Genomic DNA, 21,870 nt, shown 5'->3' on the forward strand with positions numbered 1-21,870 from the left:
ACTTAACCGACGAAAAGCATGTCATGGTTCGGGTTGTCGAAGAATTCTAATACTTTACCACCACCACGGGTTACGCAAGTAAGAGGATCTTCAGCAACAACAACTGGTAAACCAGTTTCTTGAGCCAATAACTTGTCAAGGTTACGAAGTAGCGCACCACCACCTGTCAACACAATACCGCGCTCAGCAATATCAGAAGAAAGTTCAGGAGGAGTTTGCTCAAGAGCAGATTTCACAGCGCTTACAATGCTTTGTAACGGATCAGAAATGGCTTGAGTAATTTCGTCAGAAGTTACGGTAATTGCACGAGGCACACCTTCTGCAAGGTTACGGCCACGTACTTCGATTTCTAATGTTGTACCATCAGAAACAGCCATACCTACTTCTTTTTTAATAATTTCAGCAGTGGTTTCACCAATCACACAACCGTGAGCTTTACGAACATAATTGATGATTTGCTCATCAAAAACATCGCCGCCGATGCGTAAAGAGTCAGCATAGACACAACCTTGCAATGAAATAATTGCAATTTCTGTTGTACCGCCACCAACATCCACAACCATAGAACCACATGCTTGTTCAACTGGCATACCTGCGCCAATTGCTGCTGCCATAGGCTCTTCAATCAAACGAACATCACGGGCACCAGCATTAAATACTGCTTCGCGAATCGCACGACGCTCGACCAAAGTTGATTTACATGGTACACATACAACTACACGAGGTGCAGGTGGGAACAAACGTTTTTCGTGAACTTTACCAATAAACTGATTCAACATGGTTTCAGTCACTTCAAAATCCGCAATTACACCGTCTTTCATTGGACGAATTGCAGAAATATTCGCAGGCGTACGGCCCAGCATTTGCTTAGCATCTAGACCTACAGCAGCAACAATTTTTTGTGAACCACTGTGACGAATTGCCACAACTGTTGGTTCATTTAATATAATGCCGCGGCCTGGTGCATAAATAAGTGTATTTGCTGTACCTAAATCAATGGCTAGATCCGGCGAAAACAAGCCAATTAGTCGTTTTAGAATCACGGTTCGTTCTCAGTTAAACTTTCATGTGGATGCAAGGTGGCAACTTTAAACTAAATGTGATGATTTGAACAAGTCAATCGCTTATTATAACGCACGATATTTTGAAAATTTTTAATACTGATTAGGTGATGTTATGTCTACATCGGATGCACAGCATTCAGCAGATTTAAATGCACAAACAGTTTCAGCAATCGCCAATCTTGCTCGATTGTCGCTCAATGATACGCAATCTGCTGAATATGCTCAAAGTCTAAATAAAATTTTAGGCATGATGGAAACCTTAAAAGGCATTGATACGGAAGGCGTAGAACCTTTGAAAAGTCCTTTTGACAATCCTCAACCTTTACGTGCTGATGTGGTAACTGAAAGCAATCATCGAGATGAATACCAAGCAGTTGCGCCTGCAACTCAAGATGGTTTGTATCTTGTTCCTCGCGTGATTGAATAACTTTTACTCAATTAACCCATCTTCCCTATTTTGAATGTAAAGAAATTTTACTCATGACTGATTTACATCGCTTATCAATTCGTGAACTTGCTGAGGGCTTAAGCCAAGCGAAGTTTTCATCTCGCGAACTGACTGAACACTATTTAAAACGTATTGCTAAAATTGACCCACTGGTAAAAAGCTACGTGACGGTTACGCCTGAACAAGCGCTTGCTGAAGCCGACGCTGCCGATGCTGCATTAAAAGCAGGTAATGCAACCGCTTTAACGGGTATTCCTCTTGCGCATAAAGATATCTTTTGTACCAAAGGCATTAAAACAACTGCCGGTTCAAAAATACTAGACAACTTCATCTCTCCATACGACGCAACTGTTGTTGAAAAAACTAAAGCAGCTGGTCTGGTCACTTTAGGTAAAGTGAACATGGACGAGTTTGCAATGGGTTCAACTTCAGAAAGCTCGTATGTTGGTGCAACAAGTAACCCATGGGCACTCGACCACGTTCCTGGTGGCTCATCAGGTGGTTCTGCTGCGGCTGTAGCGGCTGATCTTGCCCCTTTTGCTACAGGTACTGATACAGGCGGCTCAATTCGCCAACCTGCGTCATTCTGCGGTTTAACAGGCTTAAAACCAACCTATGGTCGTGTGTCTCGTTTCGGCATCATCGCTTATGCATCATCTTTAGACCAAGCGGGTCCAATGGCACGCTCTGCTGAAGACTGTGCCTACCTCATGAATGTAATTGCAGGTCATGATGCAAAAGACTCGACTTCGGTTAAAAAAGAAGTTGATGACTACGTTGCAAACTTAAACAACACATCTGTAAAAGGTTTACGCATTGGTATTCCTAAACAGTACTTTAACGTTGCAGGTTTAGATGCCGACGTAAAAGCTCGTGTTGAAGAATCATTGAAAAAGCTTGAAGAAATGGGTGCAACGCTTGTTGAGATCGACCTCAACATGACTGAAGCCTATGTTCCAACGTATTACCTCATCGCGCCAGCAGAAGCATCTTCTAACTTGTCACGTTATGATGGTGTTCGTTACGGCTACCGCTGTGAAAACCCTGCTGATTTGATGGATCTTTACAAGCGCTCTCGTTCAGAAGGTTTTGGTCCAGAAGTTCAACGTCGTATTCTCATTGGTACTTACGCGCTTTCTGCGGGTTACTACGATGCTTACTATGTGAAAGCACAAAAAGTACGTCGTTTAATTCAACAAGACTTCTTAAAAGCATTTGAAAATGTAGATGTGATTGCTGCTCCTGCTGCGCCAACAACTGCATATAAAATTGGTGCGAACTTAAGCCCAACAGAAATGTATTTAGGCGATATTTATACACTTGCAGTGAACTTGGCAGGCTTACCAGCGATTAATGCTCCTGTTGGTTTTGATAAAGACAGCTTACCTGTAGGCTTACAGTTGATTGGTAACTATTGGTCAGAATCACAATTATTGTCGATTGTTCATCAATACCAACAAAACACCGATTTCCATACTCAACGTGCGGCAATTGCTGAGGAGAATGCATAATGGCTGAAGCTCAAAAGTTGAAATTGATTGACGGTTGGGAAGTCGTTATTGGTATCGAGATTCACACTCAGCTTGCAACCAATTCTAAAATTTTCTCTGGTTCATCGACTGAATTTGGTCAAGACCCAAACACGCAAGCGAGCCTTGTAGACTTGGCAATGCCGGGTGTACTCCCAGTTTTGAATGAAAAAGTAGTTGATCTTGCAATTCGCTTTGGTTTGGGTATCGATGCATACATCGACCAAGCTTCAGTATTTGCGCGTAAAAACTACTTCTACCCAGACTCTCCAAAAGGCTACCAAATTAGCCAAATGGATAACCCAATTGTGGGCTTGGGTCACATCGACATTCAACTTGAAGATGGTACGACTAAACGTATTGGTGTAACTCGTGCTCACCTTGAAGAAGATGCGGGTAAATCTGTACATGACCAATTTGAAGGTATGTCTGGCATTGACTTAAACCGTGCTGGTACCCCTTTGCTTGAAATCGTTTCTGAACCTGACATGCGTTCGGTTGAAGAAGCGGTTGCTTACATTAAAGCGATTCACACATTAGTACGTTGGTTAGGTATTTCTGACGGTAACATGGCAGAAGGTTCATTTCGTGCGGACTGTAACGTATCTTTACGTCGTCCGGACCAACCTTTTGGTACGCGCTGTGAACTTAAAAACCTCAATTCATTCCGTTTCATTGAGCAAGCGATCAATGTTGAAATTGAACGCCAAATGGAAATTTTGGAATACGGCGGAAGTATCGACCAAGAAACTCGTTTGTTCGATCCAAACAAAATGGAAACGCGCTCTATGCGTTCTAAAGAAGAAGCGAATGACTACCGCTACTTCCCCGATCCAGATTTGTTACCTGTGATTATTGCTGATGAGCAAATTGAAGCTGCTCGCGCTGCACTTCCAGAGCTCCCTGCTGCTCGCCGTGCGCGCTTTATCGCAGACTTTGGTGTAACTGAGTACGATGCACATGTACTTACGCTCTCACGCGAAATGGCAGACTTCTATGAAGCTGTTGTGGCTGCTGCTGGCGGTGCGAAGCAAGGTAAAGTATCAGCAAACTGGGTAATGGGTGAATTCTCAGGTGCGTTAAACAAAGCTGGCCTAGACTTAGCAGACTCTCCTGTTTCTGCTGAACAACTTGGCGGCATGATTGCACGCATTATTGACAACACCATTAGCGGTAAGATTGCTAAACAAGTCTTTGGCTTTATGTGGGAATCGGAAGGTAAATCTGCCGATGACATTATTGCGGAAAAAGGCTTAAAGCAAGAAACTGACACTGGTGCAATTGAAGCGATCATTAAAGAAGTACTTGCAGCCAATGAAAAAATGGTTGAAGAGTACAAGTCTGGTAAAGAAAAAGCCTTTAATGGTCTTGTTGGTCAAGTTATGAAAGCTTCGAAGGGTAAAGCCAACCCTGCTCAAGTAAATGAATTAATGAAAAAGTTGATTGGTTAATTTCATTAGCTAACTCAACAAAAAAGCCTCGATTTATCGGGGCTTTTTTATATCCTTTTAAAGCACATTTCGACTAAAGAATGCGCTTTTTCTGAAAAATGACATACCGACTATGCTAATTTAAATTAAGAATTTAGATAAATTACATTTAAAAAAGAGAGATAAATCATGTCTAAAAAGATTCTAATGTTGGTCGGTGACTATGCCGAAGACTATGAAACTATGGTTCCTTTTCAGTTCTTAACAGGTTTAGGTTATACCGTGCATGCTGTTTGCCCAAATAAAAAGAACGGTGATCATATTGCGACGGCTATTCATGATTTTGAAGGCGAACAAACTTATAGTGAAAAACGTGGCCACAACTTTGCCATTAATTATGATTTTGATGCCATTAATACCGAAGACTATGTAGGTCTAGTGATTCCTGGTGGCCGTGCACCAGAGTATTTACGCATGAATGAACGTATTATCGAAATTGTGCGTGAGTTTGATCGAGTGAAAAAACCAATAGCAGCCGTATGCCATGGCGCTCAGTTACTCGCAGCGGCAGATGTATTACAAGGTCGCCTCTGCTCCGCTTATCCAGCATGTGCTGCCGAAGTAAAATTGGCAGGTGGGCAATATGCAGATATTGCTGTGACTGAAGCAGTTACAGATGGTCATTTAGTGACTGCCCCAGCTTGGCCTGCACATCCAGCTTGGTTAGCTCAATTTGTGAAAGTTTTAGGGGCTACAATTACGATCTAAAGAGATCTCTTTATCCCAAATACAATAAAGCCTGCTGTTAGATAGCAGGCTTTATTACTAAAATAGAAAACTAGATTTTTATCTTGTAATCCCTAATTTATTCCAAATTTCTGGTGTTAAAAACGTCGTCACTAATTTATTTAAATCGATATAACGCAATGTACCTTGTAACTGCTGTTTAACAGCTGGGTCCTTAACAATATCTTCACCCGCACTTTGACCTAACTGTTGAAATGCCTCTCCAACAGCCTTCACACCTTCTGCTTGAATTACAGCTTTGGTCTGAGCAGAACATTGCTCCACAATCACACGTTGTAAAACCTGAGCCAGTTTTTGGTCTAACTGATCTTTTTGCTCAGGCGTTACATTACTAAATGCTTTTAAATCTGGATGAGCAGCTAAAGCCGTAAATGTCCATTGAAGTACAGTAGTTTTGTCTGAAGCCGTTGTAGCCTTAACTAAACAATCACTGAGCTGATCAACCGTTGGTCCAGCCATCGCAATTTGAGTAGTCCCCAACACAGCAGCAGCCACACATATTGAACGGCTCAGGTGTGAAAACTTACGGCGAACAATAGCGTAAAGATGATGTGACATAGGTCTGGCTCCAATAAACAATCTGTTCTTTTTATCACAGAGTCACTAAAGTTACCTGTTATGACTCTGTAACCACAAAATACTTATTTCACCACAGACTCTATTCGATCAAGCTCCCACACTCCACCCGCTGCCAAGCCTTTACACATACCCGTCCACATATCCTTAGTATGTACAAAACTCTTACCATCCCACACCCATTCTTCACTTGCCCAGCAGTCTCCAATGCCTCTTCCCTTTTGAGCACTACTGATAATACCGCTATCAAAATCTGAAGCGGACTCAGTCACAAATGTTGCCTTACCATTTAAAGACTCATCTAACACCCAAGCACCATATCCTTCGTTATAAGCCCCTATCCAGCATAACGTAGTCGCCAGAACTTTCTTATTGGTTAGTTTATATAGCTCAATTTTCTGTGGTTCAGCCCCATTGCTATTAGCGCCATAAACGCCTTCACAAAAGTCATCTTCTTTCGGATTCGGTTTAGCAGCCATCAAACTACGGTGTATTGCTTGGTACTGTTTACTTTTAGGCTGTAAAGTTAAATAAGGTTTGTTTGAAGTCTTAATACGTTTAACAAGTAGTTTTGGCTCAGGCATAAGCACTTTGGTTTCATTGGTGCTGCCCTTTTTAACCAAAGCACCAACAGTTCCGATACGCTTCTGAAAATCATCCATTTTTAATAACACAGCGGTCATTCCAGCATCAGAAATTTTCCATTCATTGTGCGCATTTTTAAATAAAATTTCAGTCTTCTGTTTGGACTGTTGTAGTAAAGCATTGACTTGCGAGCTGTTGAGTTTACCCATAAGTGGTAACTCAGTACTATTTACAGTCACAACGCCTAAGTCTTTTCCATTTATATAAAAATGGATATTTTTAAGCTGGTTTGCTGGCATGCTTTGTTCATAGTCAGACAAAGCAAATTCAGTCTGCACAGATTGTTTTGGGCCTGCTTTACGTGTTAATAAAATTGAAGCTGGATTGTCACCATTTTCCTCGTTTTGATAACCTGCTGCCTTACAGGTGCCTGTATTACTGCAAGAGATTTCCCACTCTTGGTGAGAAAATGAAATACCTTTTATATCTTGAGCAAAACTATAAGAACTTATTACTGCCAAACAACCAATTGAAAGTATATTTTTCATTTTTTCATGTCTCTACACGTCTGTTTTATTATGAAGTTAACAATAGCGTTAAATTTTGAGTTACCGTCTAGTTTAAAAGAATATGTTAGATTTATATAAGATTTAAATTGATTACTTTCTAAAAATGAAAAAACTGAATTTTTTATTATTTACTGCATTTACCTGTCTAACCTCATCTGCTTATGCAGAAGTAAAAAGCTTTACTCCCCATTTCCCCAAATTTTATAGCTCTGCTGCAACCCGCAAAGCAGACAATCAGTTCTACACTCTAGGAGAGGCAAAATTTTTAAACGGCGTTACAGTTCCGTTTTATGGTGTTACTGCACAGAACCCAATGGAGGATGGTTTACTTAAAGATTTTGAAAAATGCACGCCTAAAAGCTGCCGTTTTAATTTTCAACTCGATGCTCAACATGCCAAGCAACTCAAGCTTCTTGCATTACCTGAAACAGGTTTAGTGCTCGTTCCAAGAAACTGGCAAGATGTGCAAGCAAATGCAGGTGCGAATGGAACTGGTTTTGCTCTAATAATGAGTCCAGATCAGAAGCAAGCAATAGAACTTTACGACTCTTCATTTTGCGTTGGATGTGGCTTACCCAATGCAACGCTTTACTTTCCCCAGCTATTAAAAGAAAGTCTGGAAAATGAATTTGGCGGATTTAAATATCCTAAAAAACTCATCCATATTGTTCACCCTTCTAAAAAAGTGGCTTTTTTTAGTTATCAAATTCCACAAGTGAACAATAAAACCCATGGTATTGCTAAATATTATGATGAAGACACTTTTAACTATAAAGAGATTCAAGTCACTTTAGATAAATCGCAGCAGTCTTTAGTTGGCTCTATCCTTAATTTTTATAATGCAACGCACTAATCCAATACTTATAAAAAAACCCGCTTTCGCGGGTTTTCTTAATCACCAAATAGTTACCCGCTTCTCTGGTGGTAAATACATCTGATCATCTTCGTTTATTTTAAAAGCCTCATAAAATGGTTTTTGATTCATTAAAGCTCCATTGCCACGTACTTTATCAGGAGAGTGAGGATCTGTTTTTAAATAGATAATCGCTTGAGCTTCGCGGGTTTTCGCACGCCAAACTTGAGCCCATCCCATATAAAAACGTTGCTCACCAGTCCGTCCATCAATTACAGGGGCTGGCTTACCATCTAATGCAATTTGATAAGCCTTATAGGCAATTGCCAACCCGGAGTTATCTGCAATATTTTCCCCTAATGTTAATTCACCATTAACATGATAACCAGCAATCGGTTCGTAACGGTTATATTGTTCAATCAATGCTTGTGTTTTAGCTTTAAAACGCTGGTGATCTTCAGCATTCCACCAGTTTCTCATATTGCCCAATTCATCAAACTGACTCCCCTGATCATCAAAGCCATGACTAATTTCATGGCCAATCACAGCACCTATACCACCATAGTTCACTGCATCATCTGCGTTTATATTAAAAAAAGGTGGTTGTAATATCGCTGCTGGAAATACAATTTCATTCAATGATGGATTGTAATAAGCATTCACCGTTTGTGGTTTCATATACCATTCATCACGATCAACCGGCTTACCCAATTTATTAAGTTCATATTGGTATCTAAACTCACTTGCGCGAATTATATTTCCAACTAAATCATTTTTAGCGATGTGCAGACCAGAATAATTACGCCACTTTTTTGGATAACCGATCTTTATTGACATGTGAGAAAGCTTTTTACGAGCTTGTATTTTCGTCGCAGGACTCATCCAGTCCAATTCTGTAATGCTTTGGTCATAAGCACGAATCAGATTTTGAACCAATAATTCCATCCGTTGTTTTTTCTCAGCAGGAAAGTATTTTTCAACATACAGTTTGCCAATACCATCTCCTAGAATCTTATCAACAAGCTGTACACCCCGCTTCCAACGTGTTTCTTGTTCAGTAATATCTCGAAGTGTCTTGTTATAAAAATCAAATTTATTATCTACAAAAGCGCTATTTAATAATGGAGAAAAATTATTTATCAAATGCAATTTAAAATAAGCTTTCCATATATCTAAGGGTGTATCTTGAATAATTGTATTTAAGCCCTGAAAGTAGTCTGGCTGATTTACCTGAATAGTATCAATTTTTCCTTTTAATTCAGTTGCAGTTAGATAACCTTGCCAATCAAATGCAGGGGTCAATTTATACAAATCTGCGAGTTTATATTTATTGTAGCGTTTTGCAAGATCGCGGTTTTGAACGTTGCTCCACTGTATTCGTGCTAACTGAGTTTCAAGTTTTAAGATTTCCTGAGCATGTTGCGCGGCTTGCGAGTCTCCAGCAAGTGTTAAAGTTTTTTCAATATACTTTAAATACTGTGCACGAGTTTCAATAAATTTTTTATCATCTTTCAAATAATAATCACGGTCAGGTAGACCCAAACCACTTTGCTCCAACCCAGCCACCATTTCAGTAGATTGTTTCATATCCTGTTCAATGCTTAGACGGATTGGGCTATTGACATCAATACGAGCAAAATGTGCCATTAAAATTGCAATTTGATTCTTATTTTTTAATTTATCAATTTGATTTATCTCATTTTTTAGAGAACTAACACCTTGCTTCTCAATACTTTTTTCATCCATAAAGCTAGCATATAGAGTAGCTATTTTCTGCTCTAAACTACCATCCACCCACTTTTGACCAGATAGCTCTTCTACAATTCCATGTACTTGGGTGATTGATAACTCACGGAGCTGATTAAAAGCTCCCCAACTTGCTTTATCAGCTGGGATTTCAGTATTTTTTAACCAAATACCATTTACATGTGAATAAAAATCGTTCTTTTCATTAATAGAGTAATCAATATATTGTTGATCTATACCTGATATTTTTTTGATTTGAGAATTTGTTACTAATTCCGCACGTACTAAATTAGCAGAAGTCATAAGTGCAATAGTAAAAGCACTTTTAAGTAAAATAGATTTCAAAGACTTAACCTCATATTTAAATATTTAATGATCTAAAACAATAGCTTAAAGTGATTATTTTTTATTAATTAAGCGAATGGCAAAATTAAAACCAATATAGAAGCAAGTTTTATACCGCGAAAATATAATATTTTCAAAAATATATTTTTATATAAATCAAAATTATAAACGAAGAAACTTACCAAATCTTTTATTCTACTAAATACTTAATATTCTAAAGATGCCATGGCTTGAACCAAGGCATCTTTCAGAGATATGATTACTTTTTAATCTAAAATTTTCTCAAATATTCTTAAACGCTTATAAATTGAAAGCAGTTCAATAATCGTTTTCCATGAACTAATTAAATATTGGAATGATTCACGGACTTTATCAAAAACATTACCTATTTGCGTAATTAAACCCAATGTCATTTTACCTGCGGCAATAGAAGGGAATAAAACAACTAGACTATATAAAATATCTAATTGGATATACCAAATACTAACTAAATTAAAATAAGAGTAATGCAGATATAAACGGAAATAATTCAGCCTAACACTTGAGAACAATTCTCTTAATGTTTTTGGCTGTGCACGCTCCTCATGATCCTCACCATAGACAAGTTCTTTACGATAGGCAGCTTCTACTTTTTGATTATTAAACTGTAAACCAGGTAATTTAATACCAACCACCATTAATAGAACAGTACCAAAAACAGCCCATACAATTGCAGCCCAGACCAATGAATGATCAATTTCACCTACAATAGGCAGTACTCTAACTTGTTTAGAAAGTTCAAAAAGAATAGGTAAAAAGGCAATTAAAACCATTATAGCCTTAACAAAATTTACTCCGAGGTCTTCTAAAACAGAGGCGAAACGCATGGTATCTTCTTGAACACGCTGTGAAGCCCCCTCGATATGACGAAGCTTTTCCCAATGCTCTGTGTAATATTCATTCATTGCTGTACGCCAGCGGAATACATAATGACTAGCAAAAAAAGCATTAATAACAGCTAAAGTCACACCGACCATCGCAATTAAAAGAAATGTAACTGTTCCCATATAAAGTTTATTAATATCACCACCACCGTGATCCAACATACTTTGAATGAGATTATAAAAAGGCCCATACCATGCATTAACAGCTACACTAACCTGAACACTAAACCAGATATTGAATAAAATAAACGCCGAGCCCCACACAGACCAACGTTGCCAAGGGTTATTCGATATAGTCCTCCAGAAACCAGCAAAAAGCGCAGTAGAGACTAAAAACCAAACATAAAACCATAAGAAAGTGGGAGACCAAAAACGGCTCACACCTAATGGTGGTTGAACATCATGGTAGCCCTTAGCAAAGCCGATAAAAGTTCCCCATGTGTTCCCACCTGAGTACCAGAGCACCATATTGAGCGCGATCCAAATGACCGCAGATATAAAGAAATACCTTGGTGATGGAAAAAATGATTTGAACATTGAGCGTGGATATCCCTATATTTCTTCAAATTTACAATGAAAGGAATACTAAAACCTAAACCTTAAAATTGTGAAGGGTAAAGTTTAGAGAATTGTCAGTTTTTCCTGTTCCATTGAAGGATTTGATCGTTTTTTTGTAAATTAATCCCTTTTTTGGCAATTTAATCCATTTAAATTACCTTGTATATGACTCTTGATAGAGCCATATACAGCTTTTATAACACAGTGATATCAGAGATTAAATCTCTTCTTTACGAACAATATAGCCTTCCAATTGCATTGCTTGAATGAGCAAATCTAGGTCTGAGGCACTCTTTAACTCTACATCAACGCTCACAGCGCTTTCTTTGGCACGGCTTGTTGCCGCAAAGCGTTCATGACGCAGCTCATAAATATTACCCCCCTGCTCAGCAATAATGGCCGTCAAACGAGCTAAAGCACCCGGATTATCTGGTAATTCAACTCGAATACGAACCATACGGCCAGTACGGGTCAAGTGACGCTGCAATACTGAAACCATTACACGTGTATCAATATTTCCACCAGATAACACCACGCCAACTTTATGACCTAAAAATAGATCTGGTCGAGACATAATTGCAGCAATTCCAGTCGCGCCAGCCCCCTCACATACTGTTTTTTCAATATTGAGTAATAGTGCAATAGCCTCTTCAATCATGTCTTCAGTGACAACGACAATGTCATCAACATATTCTTTAGCAACTTGGGTCGTAAGCTCACCTGGAGTTTTTACCGCAATACCCTCAGCAACAGTAGAGCCCATTGAAACCGCATGTTGATAATTACAAAGTAGTTTTGCCATACTTGGGTATACAACTGATTGCACCCCAATAATTTTAATTTTTGGATTGATCACTTTAGCAGCAATTGCAATACCAGAAATTAAACCTCCACCACCAATTGGCACAACCAAAATATCCAGATCAGGCACAGCCGCAAGCATTTCAAGTGCAATAGTTCCTTGACCAGCAATAATTTCAGCATCATCAAATGGGTGGATAATCGTTAAAGATTCTTCTTGTGCAACACGGTGCATTTCAGCAGCAGCTTCTGAAAAGTCCTGCCCATGCAAAATAACACGCGCACCGTACTCACGTACTCGTTGCACCTTAACGTTTGGCGTAGATTTCGGCATTACAATAGTTGCAGTCACACCTGTCCGCTGAGCATGGTAGGCTACACCTTGGGCGTGGTTGCCTGCCGAAGCTGCAATAACACCATGTTGCTTTTCTTGCTCAGATAAACACAACAGTTTATTTAGAGCCCCCCGCTCTTTAAATGAAGCTGTAAATTGTAAGTTTTCAAATTTCAACCACATCTCAGCCCCTAAGGTTTTAGAAATGGTTTCTGAGAAAACAAAGGGAGTTTTTACAACTAAACCTTCCAAACGCTCTGCGGCAGCATGAACATCATCTAATGTTGGAAAGCCATTTTTAACCTGTTGCTGTATCATTTATCCAGTCAGCCTCAATACACTACAAATCAATTATTTTAAAAAAAACGGCAACAATATTTCATATTAACCATTAGAGTTTTCAGCATATCCAACATGTCTCTAATATACAAAAAATTTTATTCCAAAAATTGAAGATTTAGACTTCCATAAAAAAAGCCCTTTGTGGGCTTTTTATTTAATTTTCAGAATATTAACGTTTATTTATTGGCTTTGAGCACTCAAACCTTCCGTAGACATATTTTGTTCAGCTATTTTTTCATCAATAGCAAACTGAATATCAGAAAGCTTGGCATTAGCTGCATCTATACCAGATTTCATAGTAGCTTCACGGCCTTTGACATCAAAAATATGTGCTTTTTCTCTTAAATCTGGCTGAATAACAACATCTGCATATTGCAATTCTTCTGCTGCCAAACGCCCTTGCATGATATTAATATTCTGGTTAAACAGCCCCCAGACATTCGAAGTTTCTGTGTAAATAGGTTGAGCTAGAATATCAACTGCAATAATGACATCAGCACCTAAATCACGAGCCACTTCAACTGGCACAGGACTCACCAAGCCGCCATCAACATATTCAGATTTACCAATTTTAGTTGGCACAAACATACTCGGAATCGAAGCAGAAGCTCTCACGGCTTGCCCAGTATTGCCATAGTTAAATACGGGCTTAGTCCCATGCTTTAGTTCAGTTGCCACCACATACATCGGAATCTTCATTTTTTCGAGTGGCATGTTATTTACTTGCTGGTTAACGTAATTCTCTACTTTTTTGCCATCAAAAAAACCTTTTAGACCGATACTAATGTCACGGACATCGCCAGCTTTCATTTTTAAAGCAGTATCACGCAGCTCAGCAGGTGTTTTACCACTCGCATAAATTGCCCCAACAATACTACCCGCACTCGTACCCACAATAAAATCCGGGCGAATACCATGTTGTTCTAAAACTTCAATCACCCCAATATGAGCATAGCCTCGTGCCCCACCGCTACCCAATACAAGCGCAACAACAGGACGTTTTTGCATTTTTTTAATTCTTGCAAAAGGTTGATCGACAGGACGAGCATAAGCTTCTGTCGTTTGCGGTTTTAGAGCAGCAGACAAGTGTGTGGTGGTCTGGCATCCCACCAGCACCATAGAGAGTCCGAGAACCCACAATTTAAGCTGTTTCATGGCCCATCTTCGTACTATGAGGTTTAAGTTCGGATTGCAATTTTAGTTGCTACTTTAGTGAAAAGCTGTAGTGAATTTATTTAATTTGTCATGTTTAAAATTTAGACTCAAGTATTTTATTTATCCCCTATATGAAAAAGGCCCCTTATGTATAAGAGGCCTTTTGAAACTTACCAGATATCTGAATCAACTTTTTTCTTCAATTCCGGATACTTGTCAATTTTAAACTCAGGCTCTTTAATGCCTCGTTTCAATTGCTCACGGTAATCTTTTAACAAAGTACGTGCCATTGGCGTTAATAGTAAAATTGCAATCAAGTTAATGGTTGCCATGATACCCATAAATAAATCAGCCATTGACCAAACGAGTGGAACACTACCGATTGCACCGAAGTACACCATCACCAATACGAAAATACGGAAGATGAACATGACTTTCGGGTTGTTATTAATAAACTGTACATTACCTTCTGCATAAGCATAGTTACCTAATACAGCTGAATAACAGAATAAGAATAATAGAACCGCTAGGAAATCAGATCCCCAATGTCCAACTTGAGTTTCTAAGGCACGTTGTGTTAATTCAACACCAACAAAACCTGCGTCTTGGTAAACGCCAGAAACTAAGATGATGATTGCCGTACTTGTACATACAATGAACGTATCTACGAATACACCAAGCATCTGTACTAAACCTTGGTTTACAGGATGTTTTACATCAGATGCAGCAGCTGCGTTTGGCGCAGACCCCATACCTGCTTCGTTTGAGAACAAACCACGCTTAATACCTTGCATCATTGCCATTGACACTGCCGCACCGAAGAAACCACCTGCCGCAGCATTGAAGTGGAAAGCTTCAGTCACAATCAGCTTTAAAATATCAGGCAAAATTGCATAGTTACTTAATGCGATATAGAGAGCAACAGATAAGTAAAGACCAGCTTTTAAAGGTACAAACATCTCTGCAAATTTAGCGATACGTTTAATACCACCAAAAATTGCCAATGCAACCATAACAACAAGCGCAAGGCCAACCCATGAAATTTCTAGATCAACACCACCTAAATGAGCAACAAGATTAGCTTTGTCCCAACCCCAAGCATGTGAAGAAGCATTAGCAATCGCATTAATTTGGACTGAGTTGAATACGAAACCGTAGGTAAAAATGAGTGCTAGTGCGAAAACCACACCAAAGGTTTTACTGCGTAAACCTTGGGTAATATAGTAAGCTGGTCCACCGCGGAACTGTTTAGTCTTGTTATCTCGAACTTTAAAAAGCTGAGCAAGTGTAGACTCAATAAAAGCAGAGCTCATACCAAGTACAGCAGTTACCCACATCCAGAACACAGCGCCAGGGCCACCAATTGCAATCGCAATTGCCACACCTGCAATGTTACCCACCCCAACACGGCTCGCAAGACCCGTTACAAAAGCTTGGAAAGGTGTAAGTCCATGCTCATCTTCGCCTTCTGTACGGCTGCTTTTCATGACACGGATACTTTGCAAGAACATGCGGATCTGCACTGCCCCTGTTAAGACCGTATAAAAAATACCGACAGCCAGCAAGAAAATAACCAGAAAATCCCATAAAGGATCATTAAAAAATTGTACCCACGACATCAGTGTGGCATTGAGTTGTTCATTCATACTCGGTCCGCTTACGTTCTTGCTAATGTGCTAATAGCACAAGCCAAAATACTGCAATAAACAAAAAAGCCCCTCAAAATAGGGACTTCTTCAGTACATTTAAGGAAAAACTTTTAATGTCACTTGAATAGCAATTAACGTCACAAGTTTAAGCAACATAATGCCCAGCACTAAGCCTTTGAAGGTCGCATGAGAGAAAGCACCCTTCAGATAAAATGAATTCATCGCACCACTGAACATATTCCCATTTGGGTGAACAGAATGCATCGACTCGGCTACAAACTTGGAAACTAACAAATGACCACCGCTAAATCAGCTCGTTTAATGATTCCCATCAATTAATCGAGTTATAAAAATCTGGATTTAAGCCAATAAGCATATTTACATATACTTGAGAGCGAATGTCTAAAATGGATATGAATTTCAAAGACTGTAACGAGCCATCGCCATAACGCGGCTATCTGCGCCCTTTTCCCTCTGATTGGAGAAGAGTGCATTTAGATCTGTACCAAGCTGTTGTATTTCTTGTGGCTCAGTAGTTGCGTGAGTTACGTTCATTTTCATGGTTGCAATGGTAATCGCCAATCCTTGTTTCATGAACTGCTTGTTGATGAGCGGTAAACTCATGTAAAGCTCCTTATTCCTCGTGTATTTCTCCATTTCTACATTCAAATCCTTTTTGTAAAGGGATTTTGTATGCAGCCATTTCTTTCCTAACATGAGTATGGAGAAATCATACCTGCGTAAAAAAGTCGGTATTATGCAGAAATTTAAAATTTTGTGTATGTTTTTCATTAAAAATTTATGTTATTTCTGATTATTTTTTATCCAAAACCATCTGTTTTGTACTGTTTTTAAACATATTATACCTTTTTTTCAATTGAGTGATTTTTAATCCAACTGATGCTATAAATTTATTTTTATAGTCAAAAACATCATACTTTTTTGTCTATTTAGATCTAAAATGGCATATTCACATTAGAGTTAATTAGACATTATATCCAAACTAAACACATCATCATATCTTTAAGGATATCCCTTTTCTAATATTTTTTGCTTATAAATGAAGTACTTTCAAAACATGAAATTAAACTTCAAAAAAGTATTAAGTATTTAAGAAAAGATATAGGAGTACGCATGAATCTGGAACAAGTTCGTCTCGTTGATGAAGCTATCACTTCTCGACATTCTGTCCGCGCTTTTTTAAATACTCCAATTGAGCCAGAAGTCATTAAAGATATATTACGAGTCGCAAGTCGAGCACCTTCTGGAACGAACACCCAACCATGGAAAGTCTATGTGGTCACAGGTAAAAAGCGTGATGAAATGGTTGAACGTGTCTGTGCTGCACAAATTGAAGTTTCAAAAAATCCTGAACTAGCAGAACAATATAAAGAAACTTTTGCCTATTACCCTGAAAAATGGATATCCCCTTTTATTGACCGCCGCCGCGAGAATGGTTGGGGACTCTACGGTTTACTCGAAATCAAAAAGGGCGAAAAAGAAAAAATGGCTGAACAGCAGCTACGTAATTTTAAATTGTTCGATGCACCAGTCGGCCTTTTCTTTACCGTAAATAAAACGATGGGAATCGGCTCTAAAATGGATATCGCAATGATGATCCAAAACGTGATGGTCGCTGCCAAGGCACGTGGTTTAGATACATGCCCACAAGCAGCTTGGAATCATTTTCACCCTATTGTTTTAGATATAGTAGGTGCATCAGATGACGAAGAACTGGTATGTGCAATTGCATTAGGTCATGCTGACCCTGATCATATTGTAAATACCTTTATTACGCCTAGAGAACCTGTTGAAAATTTCACAGTTTTTCTAGACGAATAAGCTATAAGTTGCCATTCTCGTCAAGTTATGAGAATGGCTTGGTTTTGACCTGTTGTGTCGCTTTCAAGACGACAATAAAACCACTTAGTGTAAATAACACCATCATCACGCCCATATTGAGCGATGCAGACCAAATCAGGAAGTTAAGAAGCACGCCACCTAAAAGGCCACAAGCGAATTGCATACTGCCCATAATTGCACTTGCTGTTCCAGCGCGAGCACCTTGTTTGGACATTGCTAACGCCATTGCATTTGGGCCTGTTAAACCAATGCCCGAAATAGCTAAAAATACCCCTACCATAACTAGCCATAAAGGCGCCGCAGGAATTAAACCCGCAATAAATACAATGAGGGCTCCAGTCACTTGCACAAGTGAACCCGATTTTAAGCGTTTGGTAATTTCAACACGTGTTGTTAAATGCTTGTTTAAAGAAGACATCAACATAATGCCAAAAGCATTTAGTCCAAATACGTAAGCAAACTCTTGCTGATTAAGTCCGTACTGATCCATAAACACGGCAGGTGCTGAGCTGATATAGCAAAATAATGCTGCCCCCGTTAAACAGCCTGCAAACATAGGTAAGCGGAAACTCGCATCTTTGAAAATAGCTCCATATAAAGTCACCACTTGATAGAGCGATAGCTTAAGCCTTTTATCATTTGCCAAAGTTTCTTTAAAAAAGAAATGTACGCACAGCCAACACAGCGCACCCACAATTGAAAGCGCAATAAAAATAGCCTGCCACGGAAACCAAATTAAAATCCATGCTCCGATCATAGGAGCCAAAATTGGTGCAAGTCCCATGACAATCATCATGCTTGAGAAAGCTTGTGCAGAGCCTTGAACATCCAATTTATCGCGTATTGCTGCACGAGCCATGACTACGCCAACACAACCACCTAAAGCTTGTAAAATACGGGCCGCAATCAAGCTCCATTCATTAGTAGCCATTACACAAAATAAGCTTGCGACTGCATAAAGCGCGAGGCCAAAGTAAAGTGGTTTCTTTCTACCGATACGATCGCTTAAAGGACCATAAACCAACTGCCCAATGGCTAAACCAAAAAAATAAGCTGGTAGTGTATTTGCCACCATTTGCGTACTTACCCCAAAATCATGGGCCATTTGTGGTAGCGCAGGTAAGTACATATCAATGGATAACGGCCCTAAAGCCGTAAGTAAAGCGAGCAACATAATCCAGCCAATAGAGTATTGACGCTGGGCTGTTTGTTCAGACATAACGATATTTCATTTTTCACTCATTTGCATACAGACAAGCTTACACTGTCTATCGTATGATTTGTGCAACATTGGTGTAGAAATACACAAATCCTTTATCACTCAGGTTGATCAGCAAGGACTTCATTTGAAATCTTGGTTTAAACGCCTAAAAAGAGCGACTTATAACACCACATTTATGTATAACGTGCGAATGCTGATAGCCTTTTCAGGAACTGCTTTCGTGCCTTATTTTTTAGGCTATCAATTAGCAACTATTCCACTCACTTTAGGTGTAGTCGCAGCAGGTTTGAGTGATATTGATGATCGCTTTTCCGTGCGAATCATGAACCTAATTTATACTTATATTGGGTTCTTCGTTACCGCAGCTTCTGTACAACTACTTTTCCCCTACCCAATGGCTTTTGCCTTAGGGTTGATTGCTTCATGTATTGGCTGGATTTTACTAGGTTCGTTAGGACGTCGTTACGCCACCATTTCTTATGGCTGTTTGGTTGTTTCGGTCTATACCATGTTGGGTGTTCACCTTTTCGATCACTGGTATATTCAACCGGCTCTTTTAGTTGCAGGTGCTGCGTGGTATGGCCTCATTGCAACGATTAGTTTTTTATTATTTCCGGTTCGCCAACTTCAAGACAAACTCGCAGCGTCTTATGCCTCTCTAGGTGATTTTCTATTTGCAAAATCAAACTTATTTGATGTAGATATGACTCCTGCCAGCTATCAGCAAAGTATGATTGAGCTGTCATTAGAAAATGGTAAGTTAATTACGATTTTTAATGACTTAAAAACAGCTTTATTGACTCGTTTAAAAGGAGACCGTGGGCAAAAAGATACACGCCGAAGCTTACATTATTATTTTGTCGCTCAAGACATTCATGAGCGTGCTGACTCAGCCCATATCGACTATCAAAAGTTAGCCAAAATTTTTCAGCACAGTGATATTTTATTTAGATTTCAACGAATTTTGGCGGTTCAAGGCAAAGCTTGCCAAGAGTTAAACGAATGTATTTTACAACGTAAACCTTATAACCATAACAAACGTTTCAAGCAGAGTTTTGAGAACTTAAGATTATCTTTAGAGAAGCTAAGACGTGATCAGCATTATGATCTGTTATGGGTAAATGCTCTCTTCGCTTTATACCAAAACTTAAAATCTATCGACTCTCAGTTACTCAACTTAGAAACGGAACAACACATTCAATCCGATAAAGTAAAACAAGCTGAAAATCAGCTTAAAGACGATGATTTACAAGGATGGAATGATATTGTCATCCGAATAAAACAAAATCTAACTCCTGAATCTGTACTTTTCCGCCATGCAATTCGCGTCTCAATTGTTCTTTTTATTGGGTATGTGCTGATTCAAATGACCAATATCGAGTACGGGTATTGGATTATGCTTACAGCCCTATTTGTAAGCCAGCCTAACTTCAACGCAACCAAACGTCGCTTACGCTTACGAATTGTCGGAACATTAGTCGGAATTATTGTTGGTCTTACCATTGTATTTCTCGTACCTTCTGTCGAAGGACAACTATTAATGTTAATCCTAAGCGGGGTATTGTTTTTTGAGTTACGCAGTAAGCAATATGCTCAAGCAACCGCTTTTATTACAATTTTGGCATTAATTAACTTTAATCTAGATGGTTCGGCAATGGCTGCTGCTATTCCGCGATTTGTAGATACTTTAATTGGATGTGCCCTAGCTTGGTTTGGAGTGACATTTATTTGGCCTGACTGGAAATTCCGACGCTTACCTCGCAACATCAGACGTTCATTACAAGCTCAATGCAATTATTTAGCTGAAGTTGTTAAACAATATCATGAAGGTCGCAATCATGCGCTAAATTATCGTATTGTAAGACGTGCTGCCCATAACACTGATGCCGAGGTTGCTTCACTTATTTCAACTTTAGCAACAGAGCCAGACTTTGACCCTACCCGCAAATCCGATATCTTTGAATTTTTATGTTTAAACCATACATTTTTAAGTTATATCGCAGCACTTGGAGCACATCGAGAAAGCATTCAAGATCAAGCTGTTCTTAAACTCTTAGATCAAGCACTGGATGATATTCAGGGGGCTTTATTGAGAGATGAGATGCCTGATCTTACAGCACAAAATATGCTCCAGACGATACGTCAACGTTTGAGCCAAAATAATGAAGAGGATCAAAAATCACTCATCATTTTACAGCAGCTATCACTCATGCTTGGTGTATTGAACCGTTTTAGTATGCTAAAACAACGCCTAAGTCATGATCTTGATAATGATGCCAGCGAGCTTGCATCGTTATAAATTTGAGTCGGAAATTAGTATGAAATTGGCATAATATCCTTTCCTGACTTATGCCAATTAATGCTAAACTTAAAACAGTTTACAATTTGTTATTTGCACTATGACCGCGAAAACTTTATACGCTTATACGCTTCAGCCTGTTCCCTACGATGTGTCAGAAGCTGAACAACGTAATGCACAGCTTCTTATCTGGCGCAGCACCAATAAAATCAGCACAAAAATTTGGGCAATTATGGGTGTGGTTTTAGCCCTAGCTATATTAGGTCTTATTTTTATTAAGAACTACTCTACTGTTTTTTGCTGGGTTGCTATTGTTGCTGTAGTACTTTACTACCTAGGTCGTAAATACGGATTAGAGTGGTACGTTAAACGCAAAATGAATGAATTTCCGGTACAGGAAATCAAAGGTATTCGTTTAGGTGTGCAGCCTCATGGTATTGTGATGCGTCAACAAATGGGCTTACAAGAAGGCGTAGGTACTATTGGATGGAAAAATATCTACGAATGGTACAATACACCTGATTTTATTTTGGTCAATTTCAAAGTAAAAGATCCAAAAGGCCAAGAACAACAAGGTGCTTATATCCTACCTAAGCGCATGGATTCTAAAAACTTCTCGTTCAACACAATTCGCACACACTTAAAAGAATCTGTAGGCGAACCAAAAACCTTGTAATTCCAGATTCTATAAAAAGCCTCCTCATGGAGGTTTTTTATTAAGCTAAAAATAAATGATAATGAAAATTAATATTATCTCCAAAATCCATATTAT

At 39.0% G+C, this 21,870-nt stretch carries 19 protein-coding genes; 8 read left to right on the forward strand and 11 right to left on the reverse strand.

All coding sequences use genetic code 11. The features are described 5' to 3' along the window. Positions 1 to 2: 2 nt before the first annotated feature. Entirely contained in the window at positions 3 to 1,043 is a 1,041-nt protein-coding gene (locus J580_RS19630) for a rod shape-determining protein (protein WP_000601379.1), read from the reverse strand. Positions 1,044 to 1,176: 133 nt separating this feature from the next. On the opposite strand from J580_RS19630, the gene gatC reads away from it, so the two are divergent. The 4 genes from gatC to J580_RS19650 all read left to right on the forward strand — a co-directional run bounded on the left by gatC (position 1,177) and on the right by J580_RS19650 (position 5,239). Next, positions 1,177 to 1,491 (forward strand): Asp-tRNA(Asn)/Glu-tRNA(Gln) amidotransferase subunit GatC, encoded by a 315-nt coding sequence (gatC, locus tag J580_RS19635; protein ID WP_000107699.1) that lies wholly within the window; start codon positions 1,177 to 1,179, stop codon positions 1,489 to 1,491. Positions 1,492 to 1,544: 53 nt separating this feature from the next. After that, complete coding sequence (gatA, locus tag J580_RS19640; protein ID WP_005072830.1) at positions 1,545 to 3,023, forward strand: Asp-tRNA(Asn)/Glu-tRNA(Gln) amidotransferase subunit GatA; 1,479 nt, start codon at positions 1,545 to 1,547, stop codon at positions 3,021 to 3,023. Next, positions 3,023 to 4,492 carry an Asp-tRNA(Asn)/Glu-tRNA(Gln) amidotransferase subunit GatB gene (gene gatB / locus J580_RS19645; protein ID WP_032005404.1) on the forward strand — a complete coding sequence of 490 codons (1,470 nt, stop codon included), beginning with the start codon at positions 3,023 to 3,025 and terminating at the stop codon, positions 4,490 to 4,492. The genes gatA and gatB overlap by 1 nt, the downstream gene beginning before the upstream one ends. 168 nt (positions 4,493 to 4,660) lie before the next feature. Then, on the forward strand, positions 4,661 to 5,239 hold the full coding sequence (locus tag J580_RS19650) for a DJ-1/PfpI family protein (RefSeq protein WP_032005406.1): 579 nt from the start codon (positions 4,661 to 4,663) through the stop codon (positions 5,237 to 5,239). A gap of 78 nt (positions 5,240 to 5,317) precedes the next feature. On the opposite strand, the gene J580_RS19655 is transcribed toward J580_RS19650, so the two are convergent. Continuing rightward, positions 5,318 to 5,836 carry a hypothetical protein gene (locus J580_RS19655; protein ID WP_032005407.1) on the reverse strand — a complete coding sequence of 173 codons (519 nt, stop codon included), beginning with the start codon at positions 5,834 to 5,836 and terminating at the stop codon, positions 5,318 to 5,320. 83 nt (positions 5,837 to 5,919) lie between these two features. Further along, on the reverse strand, positions 5,920 to 6,987 hold the full coding sequence (locus J580_RS19660) for a DUF1176 domain-containing protein (protein WP_032005409.1): 1,068 nt from the start codon (positions 6,985 to 6,987) through the stop codon (positions 5,920 to 5,922). Between the two features lie 124 nt (positions 6,988 to 7,111). Here J580_RS19660 and J580_RS19665 point away from each other — a divergent pair, with 124 nt between their 5' ends. Then, a complete protein-coding gene (locus J580_RS19665; protein ID WP_032005410.1) occupies positions 7,112 to 7,861 on the forward strand; it encodes a DUF4850 domain-containing protein in 750 nt (249 codons plus the stop codon). A 42-nt stretch (positions 7,862 to 7,903) separates the two neighbouring features. Here the strand turns inward: J580_RS19665 and J580_RS19670 are convergent, their stop codons facing one another. From J580_RS19670 to J580_RS19695, 7 genes are all read right to left on the reverse strand, one after another. Then, complete coding sequence (locus J580_RS19670; RefSeq protein ID WP_032005412.1) at positions 7,904 to 9,952, reverse strand: M13 family metallopeptidase; 2,049 nt, start codon at positions 9,950 to 9,952, stop codon at positions 7,904 to 7,906. Positions 9,953 to 10,218: 266 nt separating this feature from the next. Continuing rightward, positions 10,219 to 11,412 (reverse strand): peptide antibiotic transporter SbmA, encoded by a 1,194-nt coding sequence (sbmA, locus tag J580_RS19675; protein WP_032005414.1) that lies wholly within the window; start codon positions 11,410 to 11,412, stop codon positions 10,219 to 10,221. Between the two features lie 238 nt (positions 11,413 to 11,650). Continuing rightward, positions 11,651 to 12,886, reverse strand: coding sequence for a threonine ammonia-lyase (locus J580_RS19680; RefSeq protein ID WP_032005415.1), 1,236 nt, complete (start codon positions 12,884 to 12,886; stop codon positions 11,651 to 11,653). A gap of 204 nt (positions 12,887 to 13,090) precedes the next feature. Beyond that, positions 13,091 to 14,065: a patatin-like phospholipase family protein gene (locus J580_RS19685; protein WP_032005417.1), complete on the reverse strand. Its 975-nt coding sequence runs from the start codon at positions 14,063 to 14,065 to the stop codon at positions 13,091 to 13,093. A 170-nt stretch (positions 14,066 to 14,235) separates the two neighbouring features. After that, positions 14,236 to 15,711: an alanine/glycine:cation symporter family protein gene (locus tag J580_RS19690; protein ID WP_032005418.1), complete on the reverse strand. Its 1,476-nt coding sequence runs from the start codon at positions 15,709 to 15,711 to the stop codon at positions 14,236 to 14,238. Positions 15,712 to 15,810: 99 nt separating this feature from the next. After that, positions 15,811 to 15,951 carry a hypothetical protein gene (locus J580_RS23360; RefSeq protein ID WP_014207545.1) on the reverse strand — a complete coding sequence of 47 codons (141 nt, stop codon included), beginning with the start codon at positions 15,949 to 15,951 and terminating at the stop codon, positions 15,811 to 15,813. A gap of 183 nt (positions 15,952 to 16,134) precedes the next feature. Then, a complete protein-coding gene (locus J580_RS19695) occupies positions 16,135 to 16,338 on the reverse strand; it encodes a hypothetical protein (RefSeq protein WP_005064392.1) in 204 nt (67 codons plus the stop codon). 510 nt (positions 16,339 to 16,848) lie between these two features. On the opposite strand from J580_RS19695, the gene J580_RS19700 reads away from it, so the two are divergent. Beyond that, entirely contained in the window at positions 16,849 to 17,556 is a 708-nt protein-coding gene (locus J580_RS19700) for a nitroreductase (protein ID WP_032005420.1), read from the forward strand. Between the two features lie 25 nt (positions 17,557 to 17,581). Here the strand turns inward: J580_RS19700 and J580_RS19705 are convergent, their stop codons facing one another. Further along, positions 17,582 to 18,796, reverse strand: coding sequence for a multidrug effflux MFS transporter (locus J580_RS19705; protein WP_032005421.1), 1,215 nt, complete (start codon positions 18,794 to 18,796; stop codon positions 17,582 to 17,584). 127 nt (positions 18,797 to 18,923) lie between these two features. On the opposite strand from J580_RS19705, the gene yccS reads away from it, so the two are divergent. Next, positions 18,924 to 21,098 carry a YccS family putative transporter gene (gene yccS, locus J580_RS19710; protein ID WP_017400237.1) on the forward strand — a complete coding sequence of 725 codons (2,175 nt, stop codon included), beginning with the start codon at positions 18,924 to 18,926 and terminating at the stop codon, positions 21,096 to 21,098. A 100-nt stretch (positions 21,099 to 21,198) separates the two neighbouring features. Further along, a complete protein-coding gene (locus J580_RS19715) occupies positions 21,199 to 21,774 on the forward strand; it encodes an SdpI family protein (RefSeq protein ID WP_002116136.1) in 576 nt (191 codons plus the stop codon). The last annotated feature ends 96 nt before the right edge of the window (positions 21,775 to 21,870 follow it).

Origin of the sequence: Acinetobacter sp. 1542444 (assembly GCF_000581835.1) — a bacterium.
GTDB lineage: Bacteria > Pseudomonadota > Gammaproteobacteria > Pseudomonadales > Moraxellaceae > Acinetobacter > Acinetobacter pittii.

Excerpts from the sequence above, each read along its gene's own strand:
- J580_RS19680 (WP_032005415.1), bottom strand. The coding sequence starts at position 12,886 with ATGATACAGCAACAGGTTAAAAATGGCTTTCCAACATTAGATGATGTT.
- sbmA (WP_032005414.1), bottom strand. The coding sequence starts at position 11,412 with ATGTTCAAATCATTTTTTCCATCACCAAGGTATTTCTTTATATCTGCG.
- J580_RS19655 (WP_032005407.1), bottom strand. The coding sequence starts at position 5,836 with ATGTCACATCATCTTTACGCTATTGTTCGCCGTAAGTTTTCACACCTG.
- J580_RS19705 (WP_032005421.1), bottom strand. The coding sequence starts at position 18,796 with ATGTCTGAACAAACAGCCCAGCGTCAATACTCTATTGGCTGGATTATG.
- J580_RS23360 (WP_014207545.1), bottom strand. The coding sequence starts at position 15,951 with ATGTTCAGTGGTGCGATGAATTCATTTTATCTGAAGGGTGCTTTCTCT.
- J580_RS19695 (WP_005064392.1), bottom strand. The coding sequence starts at position 16,338 with ATGAGTTTACCGCTCATCAACAAGCAGTTCATGAAACAAGGATTGGCG.
- J580_RS19685 (WP_032005417.1), bottom strand. The coding sequence starts at position 14,065 with ATGAAACAGCTTAAATTGTGGGTTCTCGGACTCTCTATGGTGCTGGTG.
- gatA (WP_005072830.1), top strand. The coding sequence starts at position 1,545 with ATGACTGATTTACATCGCTTATCAATTCGTGAACTTGCTGAGGGCTTA.
- J580_RS19715 (WP_002116136.1), top strand. The coding sequence starts at position 21,199 with ATGACCGCGAAAACTTTATACGCTTATACGCTTCAGCCTGTTCCCTAC.
- gatC (WP_000107699.1), top strand. The coding sequence starts at position 1,177 with ATGTCTACATCGGATGCACAGCATTCAGCAGATTTAAATGCACAAACA.
- J580_RS19690 (WP_032005418.1), bottom strand. The coding sequence starts at position 15,711 with ATGAATGAACAACTCAATGCCACACTGATGTCGTGGGTACAATTTTTT.
- J580_RS19700 (WP_032005420.1), top strand. The coding sequence starts at position 16,849 with ATGAATCTGGAACAAGTTCGTCTCGTTGATGAAGCTATCACTTCTCGA.
- J580_RS19660 (WP_032005409.1), bottom strand. The coding sequence starts at position 6,987 with ATGAAAAATATACTTTCAATTGGTTGTTTGGCAGTAATAAGTTCTTAT.
- gatB (WP_032005404.1), top strand. The coding sequence starts at position 3,023 with ATGGCTGAAGCTCAAAAGTTGAAATTGATTGACGGTTGGGAAGTCGTT.
- J580_RS19665 (WP_032005410.1), top strand. The coding sequence starts at position 7,112 with ATGAAAAAACTGAATTTTTTATTATTTACTGCATTTACCTGTCTAACC.
- J580_RS19650 (WP_032005406.1), top strand. The coding sequence starts at position 4,661 with ATGTCTAAAAAGATTCTAATGTTGGTCGGTGACTATGCCGAAGACTAT.